Source organism: Brevibacillus parabrevis (assembly GCF_022701015.1).
Lineage (GTDB): Bacteria > Bacillota > Bacilli > Brevibacillales > Brevibacillaceae > Brevibacillus > Brevibacillus parabrevis.
In genome coordinates, this window is record NZ_CP064090.1 from 3248624 (window position 1) to 3263744 (window position 15121).

Annotated in this window: 13 protein-coding genes; 11 read left to right on the plus strand and 2 right to left on the minus strand. The window is 54.4% G+C overall.

Annotated features, from left to right (window positions below; translation table 11 throughout):
- Positions 1-155 precede the first annotated feature (155 nt).
- Together IRJ17_RS15560 and IRJ17_RS15565 are read left to right on the plus strand one after the other, a co-directional pair.
- Positions 156-2126 carry a CotS family spore coat protein gene (locus IRJ17_RS15560; protein WP_242771068.1) on the plus strand — a complete coding sequence of 657 codons (1971 nt, stop codon included), beginning with the start codon at positions 156-158 and terminating at the stop codon, positions 2124-2126.
- Between the two features lie 25 nt (positions 2127-2151).
- Positions 2152-3306 carry a glycosyltransferase family 4 protein gene (locus tag IRJ17_RS15565; RefSeq protein WP_242771070.1) on the plus strand — a complete coding sequence of 385 codons (1155 nt, stop codon included), beginning with the start codon at positions 2152-2154 and terminating at the stop codon, positions 3304-3306.
- 229 nt (positions 3307-3535) lie between these two features.
- Here IRJ17_RS15565 and IRJ17_RS15570 read toward each other — a convergent pair whose 3' ends face one another.
- Positions 3536-4144, minus strand: coding sequence for a hypothetical protein (locus tag IRJ17_RS15570; protein WP_122965119.1), 609 nt, complete (start codon positions 4142-4144; stop codon positions 3536-3538).
- 188 nt (positions 4145-4332) lie between these two features.
- Between IRJ17_RS15570 and IRJ17_RS15575 the strand changes: the two genes are divergently transcribed.
- Genes IRJ17_RS15575 through IRJ17_RS15595 form a run of 5 tightly spaced genes read left to right on the plus strand, consistent with a single transcriptional unit; the run spans position 4333 to position 9343 of the window.
- Positions 4333-5355 carry an ABC transporter ATP-binding protein gene (locus IRJ17_RS15575; protein ID WP_122965120.1) on the plus strand — a complete coding sequence of 341 codons (1023 nt, stop codon included), beginning with the start codon at positions 4333-4335 and terminating at the stop codon, positions 5353-5355.
- Positions 5348-5974 (plus strand): DUF4129 domain-containing protein, encoded by a 627-nt coding sequence (locus IRJ17_RS15580; protein ID WP_122965121.1) that lies wholly within the window; start codon positions 5348-5350, stop codon positions 5972-5974. Before IRJ17_RS15575 ends, IRJ17_RS15580 begins: the two co-directional genes overlap by 8 nt.
- Positions 5967-7091 carry a DUF4350 domain-containing protein gene (locus tag IRJ17_RS15585; RefSeq protein ID WP_242771072.1) on the plus strand — a complete coding sequence of 375 codons (1125 nt, stop codon included), beginning with the start codon at positions 5967-5969 and terminating at the stop codon, positions 7089-7091. Before IRJ17_RS15580 ends, IRJ17_RS15585 begins: the two co-directional genes overlap by 8 nt.
- Before the next feature lie 10 nt (positions 7092-7101).
- The gene (locus IRJ17_RS15590) at positions 7102-8022 is read left to right on the plus strand and encodes an AAA family ATPase (protein WP_122965123.1); all 921 of its coding nucleotides are present in this window, start codon (positions 7102-7104) and stop codon (positions 8020-8022) included.
- Complete coding sequence (locus tag IRJ17_RS15595) at positions 7973-9343, plus strand: DUF58 domain-containing protein (RefSeq protein ID WP_242771074.1); 1371 nt, start codon at positions 7973-7975, stop codon at positions 9341-9343. Before IRJ17_RS15590 ends, IRJ17_RS15595 begins: the two co-directional genes overlap by 50 nt.
- On the opposite strand, the gene IRJ17_RS15600 is transcribed toward IRJ17_RS15595, so the two are convergent.
- A complete protein-coding gene (locus IRJ17_RS15600) occupies positions 9310-10290 on the minus strand; it encodes a stage II sporulation protein M (protein WP_122965125.1) in 981 nt (326 codons plus the stop codon). The genes IRJ17_RS15595 and IRJ17_RS15600 overlap by 34 nt on opposite strands.
- Positions 10291-10338: 48 nt before the next feature.
- On the opposite strand from IRJ17_RS15600, the gene IRJ17_RS15605 reads away from it, so the two are divergent.
- The 4 genes from IRJ17_RS15605 to ggt all read left to right on the plus strand — a co-directional run bounded on the left by IRJ17_RS15605 (position 10339) and on the right by ggt (position 15118).
- Entirely contained in the window at positions 10339-11163 is an 825-nt protein-coding gene (locus IRJ17_RS15605; protein WP_122965126.1) for an RDD family protein, read from the plus strand.
- 201 nt (positions 11164-11364) lie between these two features.
- Entirely contained in the window at positions 11365-11871 is a 507-nt protein-coding gene (locus tag IRJ17_RS15610; RefSeq protein WP_122965127.1) for a coiled-coil domain-containing protein, read from the plus strand.
- Positions 11861-12931 carry a phosphodiester glycosidase family protein gene (locus IRJ17_RS15615; protein WP_122965128.1) on the plus strand — a complete coding sequence of 357 codons (1071 nt, stop codon included), beginning with the start codon at positions 11861-11863 and terminating at the stop codon, positions 12929-12931. Before IRJ17_RS15610 ends, IRJ17_RS15615 begins: the two co-directional genes overlap by 11 nt.
- 159 nt (positions 12932-13090) lie before the next feature.
- On the plus strand, positions 13091-15118 hold the full coding sequence (gene ggt / locus IRJ17_RS15620; protein ID WP_242771076.1) for a gamma-glutamyltransferase: 2028 nt from the start codon (positions 13091-13093) through the stop codon (positions 15116-15118).
- Positions 15119-15121: the final 3 nt, after the last annotated feature.

The window sequence follows — 15121 nt, forward strand, 5'->3', positions numbered from 1 at the left end:
AAAGCGGCCAGTCTGCCAAGTTGCGCAGAACGGGTCGCTTTTTCGTTGGAGGAATTGGCAAACTGCCAAGGATATTTGTCCGTTTCGTCAACCTGTATACACGAATATTTTATGAAGAAGGTGAGCGCTTGAATTAGGAACACGGGGGGAATGGAATGGAACAGTATGTGATCAAACCATGGGACACTAGAGATGGAAGCGAGCCCACTCCTGTCGATTGGGATATGCAAGTACCTCCGGAAGTAGATGCAGTCGCTGAGCTTGTCATAAAGGAATACGACATGACCGTTCACAACAGGACATTGATTACCTCGAAGCCTGACAAAGGCGGTGCCATCTGGCGAATCGAGACGAACAAAGGCCCGCGCAGTCTGAAAGTGCTCCACCGGACGCCAGAGAGAAGCCTCTACAGCGTAGGTTTGCAGGAATACGTAGTCAGGCAGGGAGCAAGGGTGCCAGCGCTGATTCCGGCCAGGGACGGGAAGCTGTTTGTGGAGAAGGGCGGAAAGCTGTGGATTGTCACCGACTGGATTTCCCTTGAACCAGCGGCCAAAGTCGACCTGACAGGGGCGCAGGAGCTGTGCTACGGCTTGGGCGAATTTCATCGGCACACCAAAGGGTACGTGCCGCCAGCAGGGGCCAAAAACTCTTCCCGTCTGTATCGCTGGCCCAACTACTATCAAAAGATCGCCAAAAAAATCGGCTGGATGCGTGAAATGGCCAAAGCGTATCGGGAAACGGCGGCAAGCGGTCCGATCTTGGCGGTCGTCGACAAATACGAACAGCAAGCAATCGCAGCACTGGAGCGGCTGAAAGCATCTTCCTATCCGAAAATGGTGCAAATGGGCGAGCCGCACTGGGGATTGGTTCACCAGGACTACGGCTGGTCCAATGGACAGAACGGACCTGGCGGACTGTGGGTTATCGACCTGGACGGCGTGGCGTACGACTTGCCGTTTCGCGACCTGCGGAAGCTGATTACCAGCACGATGGACGACATGGGTGTCTGGGACGTGACATGGATGAGAGGGATGATCGAAGCGTATCACCGGGCGAACCCGCTCGATCGTGAGTCCTTCGAAATCCTGCTGCTCGATATGTCCGTGCCAAACGAATTTTACAAGCATTTAAAAGAAATGTTTTACGATCCGGTCACCTTCCTGAACACCGAGGCAGAGGGTATTTTGCAGCGGGTCGTGGCAACCGATCAGACAAAAGACCAGGCGCTTGCGGAGTTAGCCAAAGACAGCAGTCAATACCAGCCGGGCGATTACACGCAAGTGGTCGTACCGCGTTCACCGGAACGGCAATCGCTTGCGAGTACAGAGAATCAGGCCAACTGGCAGCTTGCTGACCAAATGCAGCTTCCTGCTCAAAGTCAAGTTCCAGAGCAAAGTCAAGTTCCAGAGCAAAGTCAAGTTCCAGAGCAAAGTCAAGTGCTTGTGCCTGTCGCGGAAGAAAAAGCGGTACTGGCAGCAGACGCCCGCCGACCAAAAGCGAAGGTCGAGCACAAGCCAGACGAAGTCAAGGCGAAAAAGGCGCTGCGCATTCCTGAGCCTGAGCCGATCCGCGCCGCTACAGTGAAGAAGCCGCAGGAGCCGAAGGAGCGAGAAAAGGCGCGGCCGGAAACGCGCAAAGAGCCGGTCAAGCAAGAAAAAGAACGCACCCCGGTTGCTGTCCAAACAACCACTCCTCCGGCAAGCTGGTTCATCAAGGCCCCGGTTGTTACACCCGTTGAAAAAGCGGAGCCTGCCAAGCAACAAGGCCCGCGCCTGAAAGCAAAAGTAGCACCCGCAAAACGTGCAAAGACGGGAGATAAGCCAGTCAAGAAGAAAGCGTCCAGTCAGGGAAGCAAACAAAGCGCAACGAACAAAAAAGCGGTTGCCAAAAAAGCAATTACAAAGCTGCAAGCAAAAAAACCGCTCAACAAGTCTCCCAAAACGAGCGAAAAAGCAAAAGCAGGGAACCAAGTGGTAGCAAAGTCCGGTTCTCCCCGGAAAACTCAGCATGCAGCCGTCACGCATCCATACAAAAAAACGGCAGCTCCAAGCCGGAAATCAGCCAGCAGCCAAGCAAAAAAGCCGCGTTCGGCAAAAGCGCAAAAAACAGGCAGAAACATGCTGTGAGTCGCAATAGGAAAGGAGAATTCGGATGAAGGTAGTCATGATCTGTACGGAAAAACTGCCCGTTCCTCCGGTGCGGGGCGGTGCGATCCAGACGTATATAGCGGGAATCGCGGACACGCTGGGACAGCACCATGATTTGACCATTCTCGGGACGTCTGACCCGACTCTCGCCATGGACGAAAGGGTGCGGAACGTCCGTTATGCGCGTGTGCACGGACTCGGCGTGTTCGAAATCTACGCGCAGGAAGTGCTCGCGTTTTTGCGGGCGAATGCGTACGATGTCATCCACGTGTTCAATCGGCCGCGGCTCGTGCCGATGATTCGGGAAGTGTGCCCGAATGCGCGAATCGTGTTGAGCATGCACAACGACATGTTTGATGCCGCCAAAATCTCTCCGGAGGACGCGGCGCAAGCCATTGCCAGCACATCAAAAATCATCACGATCAGCGATTATGTCGGCCGCGTCATCGCGTCGCTCTACCCGCAAGCCCAAGGCAAGCTGCGCACGATCTATTCAGGCGTCGATTTGCAGACGTTCGTACCGTGGGAAAGCTCGCAGACCGCGCGAAAAATTCGTCAGGAGCTGCGGATTGCGCACAATTTGGGAAACAAGCAAGTCATTTTGTTCGTCGGCAGGCTCACCCCGAAAAAAGGGGCGGACATTCTGGTGCGGGCGATGAATGAGCTTGGTGCCCATCATGACAATCTGGCGCTGGTGCTCGTAGGCGGTTCGTGGTACAGCGTCGACAAGATCAGCGATTACGTAGCGTATGTACGCGCGCTCGCCGACCGTTTGCCGATTCCGGTCATTACGACTGGATATGTGGCAGCAGAAAACATTCACCACTGGTTTTGGGCGGGAGATATTTTCGTCTGTCCTTCGCAGTGGGAGGAGCCGCTTGCTCGCGTCCATTACGAAGCGATGGCCGCAGGGTTGCCGTTTGTGACGACGAAGCGCGGTGGAAACGCAGAAGTCATCATCGGAGGAAACGGGCTTTTGGTGGAAGAACCGGAGAATCCGCAGTCGTTTGCCACCCAGTTGAAACAGTTGCTCGCCAGTCGTGAGTTGCAGCGCAAAATGGGCAACAGCGGCAGAAAACTGGCAGAGCAACGCTTTACGTGGAATCGGGTGGCCGAGGAAGTGCTGGATGTATGGAGGAGCTTGTCGTTTGAAAACTGACGGGAGACAAATGCCCACTTTCACGAGACGGGATCGGAGAAGTGGGCTATGGCTCGTTTTTTTCCCGCAGAAAAGACAAGCCTACGGTTGCTTATTCAAGCCTTCGAGAGCTTGTCCAAAACAACAAAAGCTGTCGCTGCAAAAAGCAGCTCCCACTCCTGGGGTGTTTTTGCATAAAGAGGACGTCGCATGAGGCAAAGGAGTGGGAGAACGGGGGAAGGCGCGTACCTTACAAAGCTTTTGCCGATCCTTCGATCACTTTCAATACGACGGGTTCAGCCTCGTCTTCTTCGTGCGTGGCAAATGCCTCGGCCGGAGGTGGAGCATCCGGGATGATCGCGGCAATGCGGTTCAGCGGGATGAGAATACAAGTTCCGTGGTTGGCGTCCAGCGCAAGCTCGATGATTCCATCGTCTACTCTCTTTAGTTGTCCGACCCGATAAGGGCGGCTGTCCGGCCCCCAGTCGGAAGTAAGGATCACTTCGATGGTCCGGTTTTGCCGCATGCATTTTTGCAGTTCCTTGCGCAGTCCAGCCACGCTTTCCTGCTCGGGAGTATCCTCTGCTTCTACGTCCACTTTGACAATCGGAGCGGGAATGACCAACGGCTTGGGCGCTTCGAACTGGACGATTGGCGCTTCTACCTGAACGGTCGGGGTGGCGCTGGTGACGGATACATGAGGAGCAGGCGTCGTCACTTTCACCTGGGGTGCGCGCACGTGGAGGCGGACGATTCGGTGCAGCCTGTCTAGCAAGCGGTTGGCAGTCCGGCTACCGGGCTGACGGCGCCTGCTGCTCGCGGCTGACTTCGCTCTGGCCTTCTTTTTGGCTGATTTCAAGAGAATACACCTCCTACTGTCTTGCTTTATCCTATTCAGCACAAAAACGGACCGAAATGGACAAATACCCGCAGAGAACGAAAATCAGGCAGGAAAACATCGGTAAATTTAGCGGAAATTTTTAAAATCAAATGGAAAATCGTGTATACTATTCAGGTAATCTCAAAAAGAGAGATGGAGGATTTACCATGAATCAAATGCCAATGACCCCAATGGGAGTGGGGAAATTATTGGACAAAAGCTTTAACGTTTACCGTCAGCACTTCGGAGCGTTCTTTCTCCTGGCTCTTATTTGGTTTGGCCCTTTTCTGCTGGTGCAGCAGTTGCTCCTGATCGATGTCAGCAGCATTCCGCTGCTCATGCAGGATACGGAAGGGCTGGAATTTTGGGAAGCAATGGGTGAAAAGTTTGGTGGTCAAGAAGATTTGCTCACCCAAAACGTAGCCATGATGCTTCTGTATGCGTTCGTCGTTGCGCCATTGACGATGGTTGTTGCCTATCCGCAATTGATCGCGGGTGCCACGTTCATGACGAAGTCTGCGTTGGAGGAACAGCCTGTTGATTTGAAGGCGGGATTGAAGCAAGCATTGGGCAGATTTTGGCCGCTTGTGGGGAGCACGATTGTTTACGGCTTGCTGGCGGTCGCCTTGACGATCGGTTTTCTGCTCGTCTTTATGCTCATCGGCTTCTTGCTGGTGCTGGCTACCGGAAATTCGATCGAAACGTTCTTCGATTCCGACAGCACGTTGAGTCCGTTTATTTTTATCGTTGTCTTTTTGTTCGGCTACATCTTGTTTTTGGCCGGAATCGTTCTCGTCCCGGGTTATTTCCTGCTCAGATGGAGCTTTTACCTGCCGCTCGTCCTGTTTGAAAGAAACGGCATCGGGATCGACAAAAGCTGGAATTTGACAAAAGGAAATTTTTGGCGATTGTTTGCGATCTACCTCGTGCTCAGCATTCTGTATTCGATCTTTTCCGGCGGCATCCAGGTGGCTGTCATGGGCATTATGGGAACGTCTGTCATCTCCCAAATCATCATGGTCGTGCTCAGTTGCCTGCTGATGCCGTGGATGGCGATTGTTTATGCGCTCGCCTACTTCGATTTGCGCGTCCGCAAAGACGGCACGGACCTGGAAGCCCTCATGAGCAAACAACTGGATCAAGATATCGACCGCCTTTTGGCAAAAGATTCAGGAGCTACCCATGAGTAACGCAAACCCTTGGACAGCGGACAAGGAGCATTTGCAGGAAATTTTGCAAAGGGACGAATTTCACGCTCTTCAGGACAACGGGCCAAGCCTCTGGGAGAGAGTGATCGATTTTTTGATCGACTTGATTTCCAAACTTTTTTCGTGGTCAGAAGTTCCGGCGGGGGCTGCCACGACGGCATCCACCGTTGTCCTGATCGTCGGAGCATGCTTGCTGATCGCGGTCATTTTTTGGCTGTTCCGCAGAATGGTATGGGAACAAAAGCGGCAGTCGCCCCTGTTCGTTCACGGTGAAAAAATTCGCACGCACGCCGATTACTTGCGGGAAGCAAAAGAATGCGCTGCCCGCGGTGATTGGCGTGCAGGGGAGCGCTCGCTGTTTTTGGCGCTGCTTGTCTACATGCAAAAGCAGTCGTGGATTCGGATCGAGCAATGGAAGACGAACTGGGAATACGCAGCGGAAATCGAACTCAACCAGCCGCAGGCAGAAGGGCAGTTTCGCCGTTTTGCGCGCGCCTTCGAGCAGGCTTGGTACGGGCAAGTAGAAGTAGATCAATCCGGCTATGCAGAGCGGATTCGCGAGCTGGAGCAGATTTTTGGCAAGGAGGGACAGCATGAATAGCCTGAGAACGTATCGGATCGGCATCATCGTGGCGATCGTGCTGCTCATCGTCGTCGGCTGGTTTGTGGTCAAGCCCGCAGCGACCCACTTGCCGCCTTACCTGGCGTCTTCCGCTCAGCCGGACGGAATCAAGGCTGTACTGCTCTTGCTGGAAGAGAAAGGCGGACGGGTCAAGGAATGGCGTCAGCCCACTCACATGCTGCCGACAGCGTCTGGACAGGCGCTCCTGGTCGTGGAGCCGCAAAGCTTGACGGACAAGGAACAGGAGTCCCTGCTTGAGTGGGTCGAGAGCGGAAACGACCTGCTTCTGTTTTCCGAGCATCCAATCGATTGGGAAGATTTGCCCTTTGAGCCGAAATTCAGCGAAGGTGCAAGCAAAGAACGCAATATTCAAGGCCAGGGACTGCCAGAAGGACAGAGCGGAAAAGCCAGGACGCTTGTCAGATGGCAGGAAGCAGATGGGCTGGAGCCGCTGTTTTATGACGAGCAAGGGATTCTTGCAGGCAAAGTCGAGCTGGGGGCTGGAAGCGTCTCGTATTTTCTCGTCCCGGATTGGTTGACGAACCGCAAAATAAACGAATTGTCCCATTTTGAGGCGGTATGGCCGCATTTGCAAGAAAACTGGTCCGTGATCTGGATAGACGAATATCACCACGGGTTGCAGGAGACGCCGGGTTTGCTGGCGATTTATCCCGGCTGGCTGGTGGCGACCATCATTCAGCTGTCGCTTGTGTTGCTGTTGTTCGTCTGGTGGAAAGGGAAACGGTTTGGCCCTGTCTACACTTTGCGCGAATGGACGGTGCGACGCGGGGACGAAACGCTTCTCGCCGTGGCGAGCTGGTATGAGCGGCGAAGCCTTGCGCGTGATGCGCTCGCGCACAGGGAGGCGTACTTGCGCCAGTTGCTGCACGACCGCTGGGGGATTCACCAAAAAGCGGACCGCGCACAAATTTTGCACAGTGCCAAGCAGCGGTGGAGCGAACCGCGCGTCCAGAAGCTCGCTGATGTGCTGGAGCGTCTGGAACGAGTGCGCAGCCAGGAGAAATACTCGGCGAAGCAGCTTTTGGCAGACAGTCTTTTGCTGGATGAAATGATTACGGAATTAATGAAGGAGTGACGTATACATCGTGGAGCCATTGTTGCAACAGATGGAAAAAGAATTGGTTGGACAACGCCAAAACATCCGGCTGCTCGTGACCGCCTTGCTCGCTGGCGGCCATGTTTTGCTGGAAGGAGTGCCGGGAATCGGAAAGACGAAAATGGTTCGTGCTTTGTCGGGACTGATCGGCGGGGAGAGCAGACGAATCCAGTTTACGCCGGACATGATGCCTTCTGACATCATCGGCCATGTCGTATTCAACATGCAGGACAATCGCTTCGAGACGATCAAAGGCCCTGTCTTTGCCAATTTGCTCCTGGCAGACGAGATTAACCGCACGCCGCCGAAAACCCAGGCAGCTTTGCTGGAAGCGATGGAAGAAGGGCAAGTGACGATTCACGGCGTCACGTACCCTTTGCCCGATCCGTTTTTCGTCGTCGCGACACAAAACCCGGTGGAGTACGAAGGAACTTACGTGCTGCCAGAGGCGCAGCTCGACCGCTTTTTGTTCAAGCTGACGATGCAGTATCCGTCGCACGAAAGCGAGAAGCAAATCCTGATTCAACACGCGCCGTTTACGCGAAAGCAAGAAGAAAAACAAGCGCCAGTCTACAGTCTGGACGATATTTTGGCACAGCGCCGCAAGCTGCAAGACGTTGTGGTCGACGATTCGATTTTCGAGTACATTACCACCTTGATTCGCAAGACGCGAGAAACGAAGCGGCTGCTGCTCGGAGCCAGCTCGCGCGCGGGGATTGCCGTTTTGATGGCCAGCAAGGCTTGGGCGCTTCTGGACGGCAGAGAGTATGTGACGCCGGATGATGTGAAGATGGTTGCCCGGCCTGCCTTGAGGCACCGTCTCATCCTGTCACCCCAGGTAGAATTGGAGGGGGGTACCAGTGACCACATCATCGAAGAAACGTTGGCCGCTATCCCGGTTCCTCGCTGATTTGTTGGCAGACCGCTTCGTTTTGCCGACGAAGCGGCTGCTCGTGCTGTTGCTGCTCGGCGCGCCGATTGCTATCGTCGGCTTTGTGCTTCAGGCGGGCTTTACGGCATTTTGGCTGTACAACGCCTTGATCTTGCTGGCGAGCCTGTTTGATTGGCTGACGCTGCCCAAGCGCAAGGACCTGGAGCTTCGCCGCGTGCTTCCTGAGCAAAGCGATATGGGACAGTCGTTCATGGTCGAGGTGGAGCTGGCAAACAAAAGCGGTCAGTCCGTGTCTTTTGTTCTCCAGGATGACCTGCCGCTGTCTTTTGCGGAAACAGGGCCGATCCATGGCATCATGGAAAGCGGCGAATCGCGTATCAGCTACCAGACGCGCGGCACGGAGCGGGGGCGTTATGATTTTCGCTGGCTGTACTTGCGCTGGAGCGGAAAGATCGGGTTGTGGCATCGGCAAAGCCGTTTTGCTGCTCCCCAGGCGATCAAAATTTACCCGGACTTGTCACAAGTTCGCGGCTATTTGAACTCGTTGCAGGAAAGCTTGATTGTCGACGGCAAAAAAATTGTGCGGCGGGCGAGGGCGGGCTCTGAATTTCATGCGATCCGCGAATACGTGCCGGACGATGATCCGCGCACGATCAACTGGTCGGCGTCTGCGCGCTCCAGGCGTCTGATGACGAACCAGTATCGGCCGGAGCACGGGAAAGTCATTACGATTCTCGTCGACTGTGGCAGGCTGATGGGAGTGGAGCTGAACAACCAGAGCAGGCTTGACCAGTCGCTGGAAGCGGCAATCACGCTCGCCGCTGTCGCACTGCGTCAGGGAGATCAGGTAGCGTTTCTGGCTTACTCGCATGAGATCAAGAAGTACATACCGCCAGGGCGAGGCATGGGGCATTTGCACACGATTTTGGAAGCGAGCTACGACTTGTCCCACGATTTTGTCGAGGCAGACCCGGCCAAGGCGCTGGAGTTTATGCATCGCCAGCAAAAGCGGCGCAGCTTGATGGTGCTTTTTTCCGACATGGAAAATTACCTGGTGGAAGATTTGCTCGTCGGCTATTTGTGGAAAATGCGCCGATCGCACTTGTTTTTGCTGCTCTCGCAAGCCGATCCGGTGCTGCACGAGTGGAGTCAAGTCCCGGTGGAAAACAGCCGATTGGCGTACGTCAAGGCAGTCGCACAGCGTTTTCAGCTCGACCGCAAAGCTTTTCAACAAAAAATGACCGGCGCGGGCATCCAGGTACTCGATGTTCCGGCCGATCAGTTGACGCTCGCGGTGATCAATGCTTATTTGGATATAAAAGCGCGCGAGGCATTGTGAGCCTGGCGTCTTCGCCCGAAAAAATACCAGAGGGCGAGCAACAGCATGGTGGCAGCCGCGACGAGGTATTTTACCTCCAGGGACAGCGAGGAAGGTGTGATATAGCCTTCAATGATCCCCGCCACAAACAGCAGCGGCAAAGTGGCGAGCAACAGCTGGGCTGATTCCTTGGCTGCCTCCAAAAACTGATGTTTGCGGTCGTAGCGGCCTGGCACAAGCAGACGATAACCCATGTGCAAGCCTGCTCCTCCGGCGATGAAGATCGCAGTCAGCTCGATGACGCCGTGCGGCAAGATGTACGCCCAGAAAGCGTAGCTGCTGTCGGCTTGAAAATAGACGGCAGCCAATGCTCCGACCAACAGTCCGTTGAACAGCAGCAGATAGATCGGAACGAGTCCGAACGTAATCCCGCTCACAAAAGCGAGAATGGCGACTTTCATGTTATTGGTCATGATCATCGTAGAAATAACGGGACTGTTGATGGCGTCGTGCCCCTCGCCGAGTCTGGACGGATCGATCTGCTCGGCCATTCCCTGCGGCAGCACGTAGTACAGGTTGAGCGGATCAGCCAGCACCGCGACGAATCCCGATACGCCGCCGATCACAAAAAGCAGGGCGGCCATCCCGATGAAGCTGATCCGAGTGTGCATCAGCGCAATCAGATGGACGCCGAAAAAATGTCTGAGCTGCTGCCAGCTCCCGGACTGCTGCTTGTACGTCAAGTTGTGGGCGCGGGAGACGAGCTGATTGAGGTAAAGCGTGATTTCGTCTGCTGGATGATACGAGCGAACCAGCGCCAGATGAGCGGAAGCTTTTTTGTACAAATGGGTCAGACGATCTATGTCTGCGGCTGTGATGTGCCGTTGCTTGCGGGTGAATCGTTCGACCAGTTGTTCCAGTTCGGCCCAAGCTGCTTTATGCTTGTGCCAAAACGAGGTAATATCCATGGATATGGCCTCCTTATCTAGTAAAATGAGAGGGAGAAGCGAACCGGCATGAATGAAAATCCATCCATGAACCAGGCGAGCCGAGAAGCGTCTGTTGTCACACCTGAGCATGTCATGCTGCGATTCCAGACAGCGGGATTGGGCAGTCGTGCCGCCGCTCAGCTCATCGACACCGTCATTTTGTTCCTGGTTAATCTTACTGTATTTATTGTGATCGGTATAGTCATTTTTGGGAGGAAAGATAATTTTTTCCTGGATGCGGACAACTATGCATTCGCGATCGGGCTCTTCCTGATTTTTGTCCTCAACTTCGGCTATTTCTTGTTTCTGGAGGCGCTCTGGTCGGGACAAACCGTGGGGAAAAGATGGATGGGGATTCGCGTCATCCGCGACAACGGCCAGCCAGCGACGTTTTTGTCTTCGACGATTCGCAATCTGTTCCGCATCATTGACGGCCTCCCATCCGGCTATTTTCTCGGGGCACTGGTCTCGTTTTTTCATCCGCGAGACAAGCGCATCGGCGATCTGGTCGCAGGTACGATCGTCGTGGTAGAGGGTGGCGGACGCACTGGCCTTTTCCAAAAAAACAAGCGCAAAAAAGCGGAGAGCCTGGCGTCGTTCCAAGAGCCGCTACTTCTGACCGAAAGCCAAAAACAGTCGTTCACACGGGAGGACTGGGTGCTCCTTTCTACCTTTATGACGAGACAAGCGACGCTGTCAGAAGACAAGAAGCTGGAGCTGGGAAGACAGCTCGCAAGCATGCTGCAAAAGAAGCTGGACTACAAGGAAGAGCATGCCGTTTCCGGGGAGCCGCTCCTGTTTTTGCAGCAGCTGTACCGTACGCTGGAAAGAGAGTGGACTCTGGGAAAATAGCGATAACCAGGCGGGCCCACCCACTTTGATGAATACGTGGAGAGACTTGCAACCGAAAAGAGCAGATATCGTCGCAACGAATCGCGATGGTATCTGCTTTTTTTGACCAAAAATTCCACTTTTTTCGCAAACGGTTTGTCGAAAAATAATCTATGTTATAATAAAACCTCATTCTATGTCACAGAAAGGAGGAGGGGGCCGATGAACGACAAATACATGGGAACTTCATCGACTTCGTCAACTACGTTGCCACTCCCGGCGAACGGGAAGCAGGCGGGAAGACGCAAACGAGGCAGCCTGCTGCAGGCATTGTTTCCCTCCAGAACAGAAGGCAAGCGACCACTGCTGCCAATCGCACTCGCTGTACTGGTTTGGGTAGGACTTGCTTATGCAGGTTACGCCTTTGCTGCCCATACGCTGGACAAGCAGCAGCAATTTGTGAACCTGCGGATCAATCAGATACAAGAAGAGAACCAGAAGCAGATGCAAGCTTTGGGAGAGCAGCTGGTGACGGTGCAGGACGAGATGAAAGCGGTGCAGGCTGGTCTTGGCAATCTGGAGGAAGACCTGCAATTGACAGGCGAAACAATCGGCGGAACGAACAAAACAAAAGAAGCCTTGCAGGATCGGATTGACCAGCTGAACAAGCAACTGGTTGATTTGAAGGCGTCGCTGAAAAAACTGGAGGATGCCGCTCGTGCTTGGTAAAGTCAACCGCTTTTTCCTGTTCCTGCTGGCACCAGCTCTCGGCTTCCTCGTTGCCTTTTCCACGATCCAGCCTGCGGAAACGTTGCAGGCAGAAGGTTTGGCGCTCTCGGCACACGAATCGAAAAAGCTGGCGGATGACTTGGGGCAGCAATTGGATGACACGAAGACAAAGCTGCGCAACGTCGAGATTGTCGTGGAAGATATTCGCGATCGCGCCAAGGCGGAGCAAAAAGATTACGAAGAGCAAAACAAGCACATCAACAACTTGCTTGTGACGAGCAGATCGCAGACACAAAAGTCGGCGGATGTGCTGGACACGATTTTGTCGAACATGCTCGGCAATCCAATCGGGCAGTCTTTCGGGAAAAAGTCGACCGTCAAAGTATATTCGCTGCAAGAAGCGGGCTATCGCGGATATATGGCGAAAGTTCGCCTCCAGGACCCGAGCGCCTTGAAGATGGTCCTGGCGAACAACTCGGTCAAAAGCAAAGGCGAGACGACAAGCCATGCCGGCAAGCGCACGGGAGCTGTTCTGGCGATCAATGCCGGAGGCTTCATGAGCGACAGCAAAGGCTATCTCCAGCCGCTCGGCATTACCGTTGTTGACGGCAAGATTCGCACGTTTTCCAACAATTCGAATCTGAGCTTCGTCGGCTTCAACAACAAAGGCCACCTGGTGGGAGCGAACATCAAGACCCAGGCGCAAATTACCCAGCAGGGCATTTTGCAAGGGGCGAGCTTCTTGCCAAGGCTGCTCCAGGACGGGAAACGCTTGCCGATTCCCCGCGCCTGGGCGAACGCTCGCCAGCCGCGCACGCTCATCGGTCACTTCGATAACGGCGACTTGCTCGTCATCGTGATCGATGGCAGAAGAGAAGGCTGGAGCAATGGGGTTACGCTCGAAGAAGCACAGCGCAAATTGCAAGAATTTCACGTTGTCGATGCATACAATCTCGATGGCGGCGGTTCCAGCGCGTTTTATTACAACGGCAAACTGTTGAACAAGCCTTCTGGCGGGAAGGAACGGCCTGTTGTCAGCAATCTGGTGATCATGCCGTAAATCAAAAAACGATTGGAATGATGCACACTCTTCCGACGAGGCACAGCGCTCGCGTTCGGGAGAGTGTTTTTTTCTTGGCAAGAGAGTGGACGGGTTGACCGGAAAAAATGCTGAAAATTATAATAATAGCAAAAGGAAGCAATAACCAGGGGGGATCGTATGAAAAAAAGGACAGTGCTAGCCCTCTCGTTCGTTGTCGTTTGTTCGCTTGCGCAGTTTGCCATTGCCAAAGTTCCCGGCGTTCCGGAAGGCGTAGATGGCGCCACAAAAGGAATCGTAGCGGTCTCCCACCCTGCGGCCGCACAGGTTGGCCGCGACATTTTGGCCAAGGGCGGAAATGCCATTGATGCCGCTGCCGGAATCCAGCTGGCGCTCAATGTGGCAGAGCCGTACATGTCAGGAATCGGCGGCGGTGGTTTTATGCTGATTTACTTGAAGGATCAGAATAAAATTACGATTATCGACAGCCGCGAAGTCGCTCCGGCCAAGGTGACCGCTGACATGTTTCTGCAAGCGGACGGAAAGCCGATCCCGTTTGAACAGCGGCATACTAGCGGCAAGGCAGTCGGTGTGCCCGGGACTTTGCTTGGCGTGGCAGAAGCGCTGGACGATTACGGTACGTGGGATTTGCCGCAAGTGCTTGCACCTGCCATCGAGCTGGCGGAAAAAGGCGTGCGCGTCAACTGGGTGACGGCAGACTACATCGCCAAGTCGCGCGACAAGCTCGAAAAGTATGCGACTGCGGCGAAGGTGTTCCTTCCACAAGGACAACCGCTTGCGGAAGGGCAAATTCTCGTGCAGCCCGATCTGGCAAAAACGTTGAAACTGATTCGCGACAAAGGACCGGACGCTCTGTACGCAGGGGAAATTGGGCAAGCGCTTGTCCAGGAAGTGCAGCGCACAGGCGGCACGATGACGATGGATGATCTCAAGGCTTACCAGGTCAAGGAACGGGAGCCGATCCGCGGCATGTTTCGCGGCTATGAGGTGATCTCCATGGCTCCGCCCAGCTCGGGTGGCTTGACCATGATCCAGATTTTGAAGCTGATGGAAGGGTACAACAACCAGCAGGACGGCTTCGGGTCCGTGACTTATTTGCATCATCTGATAGAAGCGAACCACCTCGCATACGCTGACCGGGCGGCGTACATGGCAGACGAGGATGTGTATCCCGTGCCCAAGCAGGGACTGCTCCACGACGATTACATAAAAGAACGGCGCAAGCTGATTGGAGAAGAAAAAGCCAATTCGCAAGTAACGGCTGGCGATCCGTGGCGATTCGATTCTGGTCGCAAGCCTGAGGTTGCCTTCAAGCTGATCGACAATTCGCCAGTCAAGCAGACGACTCATTTTTCCGTTATGGACAAATGGGGCAATCTCGTCTCGTACACGACAACGATTGAGGACGTCTTTGGCAGCGGTGTGATGGTGCCAGGCTACGGCTTTATGCTCAACAATGAGCTGACCGACTTTGACGCGGTACCTGGAGGTGTCAATCAGGTGGAGCCTGGCAAGCGTCCGCGCTCCAGCATGACACCGACGATCGTGCTGAAAGACGGGAAGCCGTTCCTCGTTATCGGTTCGCCAGGCGGATCGACGATTATCGCTTCCGTGTCGCAGACAATTCTGAATGTGATTGACCACGGCATGAGTATTGAGGAGGCGATCCGTGCGCCACGCCTTTTTTCCAGCGAATATCCGCATGTCTCCTGGGAAGCGGGGATTGATCAGGACGCCATTTTGCAGTTGATGGCAAAAGGTCATGTCTTTGCCGAGGAGCCGACGGATATCGGCAATGTGCAGGCGATCGTCTACGATTTTGAGACAGGCAAAATGTACGGGGGAGCGGACAATACGCGAGAAGGGACTGTGCTGGGCGTCGACGCCATCGCCTATACAGCCGCTGAACCGCCGGAAGTTTCGTATGAAGCGGGAGAGCCGTTTGCCATCTCGGTAAATGGGCAGACGTACCCTTTTTTGGCCGAGCAAAAGCTGGTCGCAAAAGGCATCGCGTATGTGCAAGCGGACAAATTGCTGCTCGGTTTGGGCGCGGGCTCAGAAGACTTCCGTTCAGACGCCCTCACCGTAAACGGCATGGAGTATCTCCCGGTCAAAAAAGTCGCGGAAAAGCTCGGATATGCCGTTAGCTGGGATGAGCGCGCGAGAGTGATCGCCTTGAACAAATAAATT

Coding starts and splice junctions, on each gene's coding strand:
- IRJ17_RS15610 (WP_122965127.1), top strand. CDS start 11,365: ATGAACGACAAATACATGGGAACTTCATCGACTTCGTCAACTACGTTG.
- IRJ17_RS15575 (WP_122965120.1), top strand. CDS start 4,333: ATGAATCAAATGCCAATGACCCCAATGGGAGTGGGGAAATTATTGGAC.
- IRJ17_RS15585 (WP_242771072.1), top strand. CDS start 5,967: ATGAATAGCCTGAGAACGTATCGGATCGGCATCATCGTGGCGATCGTG.
- IRJ17_RS15600 (WP_122965125.1), bottom strand. CDS start 10,290: ATGGATATTACCTCGTTTTGGCACAAGCATAAAGCAGCTTGGGCCGAA.
- ggt (WP_242771076.1), top strand. CDS start 13,091: ATGAAAAAAAGGACAGTGCTAGCCCTCTCGTTCGTTGTCGTTTGTTCG.
- IRJ17_RS15580 (WP_122965121.1), top strand. CDS start 5,348: ATGAGTAACGCAAACCCTTGGACAGCGGACAAGGAGCATTTGCAGGAA.
- IRJ17_RS15560 (WP_242771068.1), top strand. CDS start 156: ATGGAACAGTATGTGATCAAACCATGGGACACTAGAGATGGAAGCGAG.
- IRJ17_RS15605 (WP_122965126.1), top strand. CDS start 10,339: ATGAATGAAAATCCATCCATGAACCAGGCGAGCCGAGAAGCGTCTGTT.
- IRJ17_RS15565 (WP_242771070.1), top strand. CDS start 2,152: ATGAAGGTAGTCATGATCTGTACGGAAAAACTGCCCGTTCCTCCGGTG.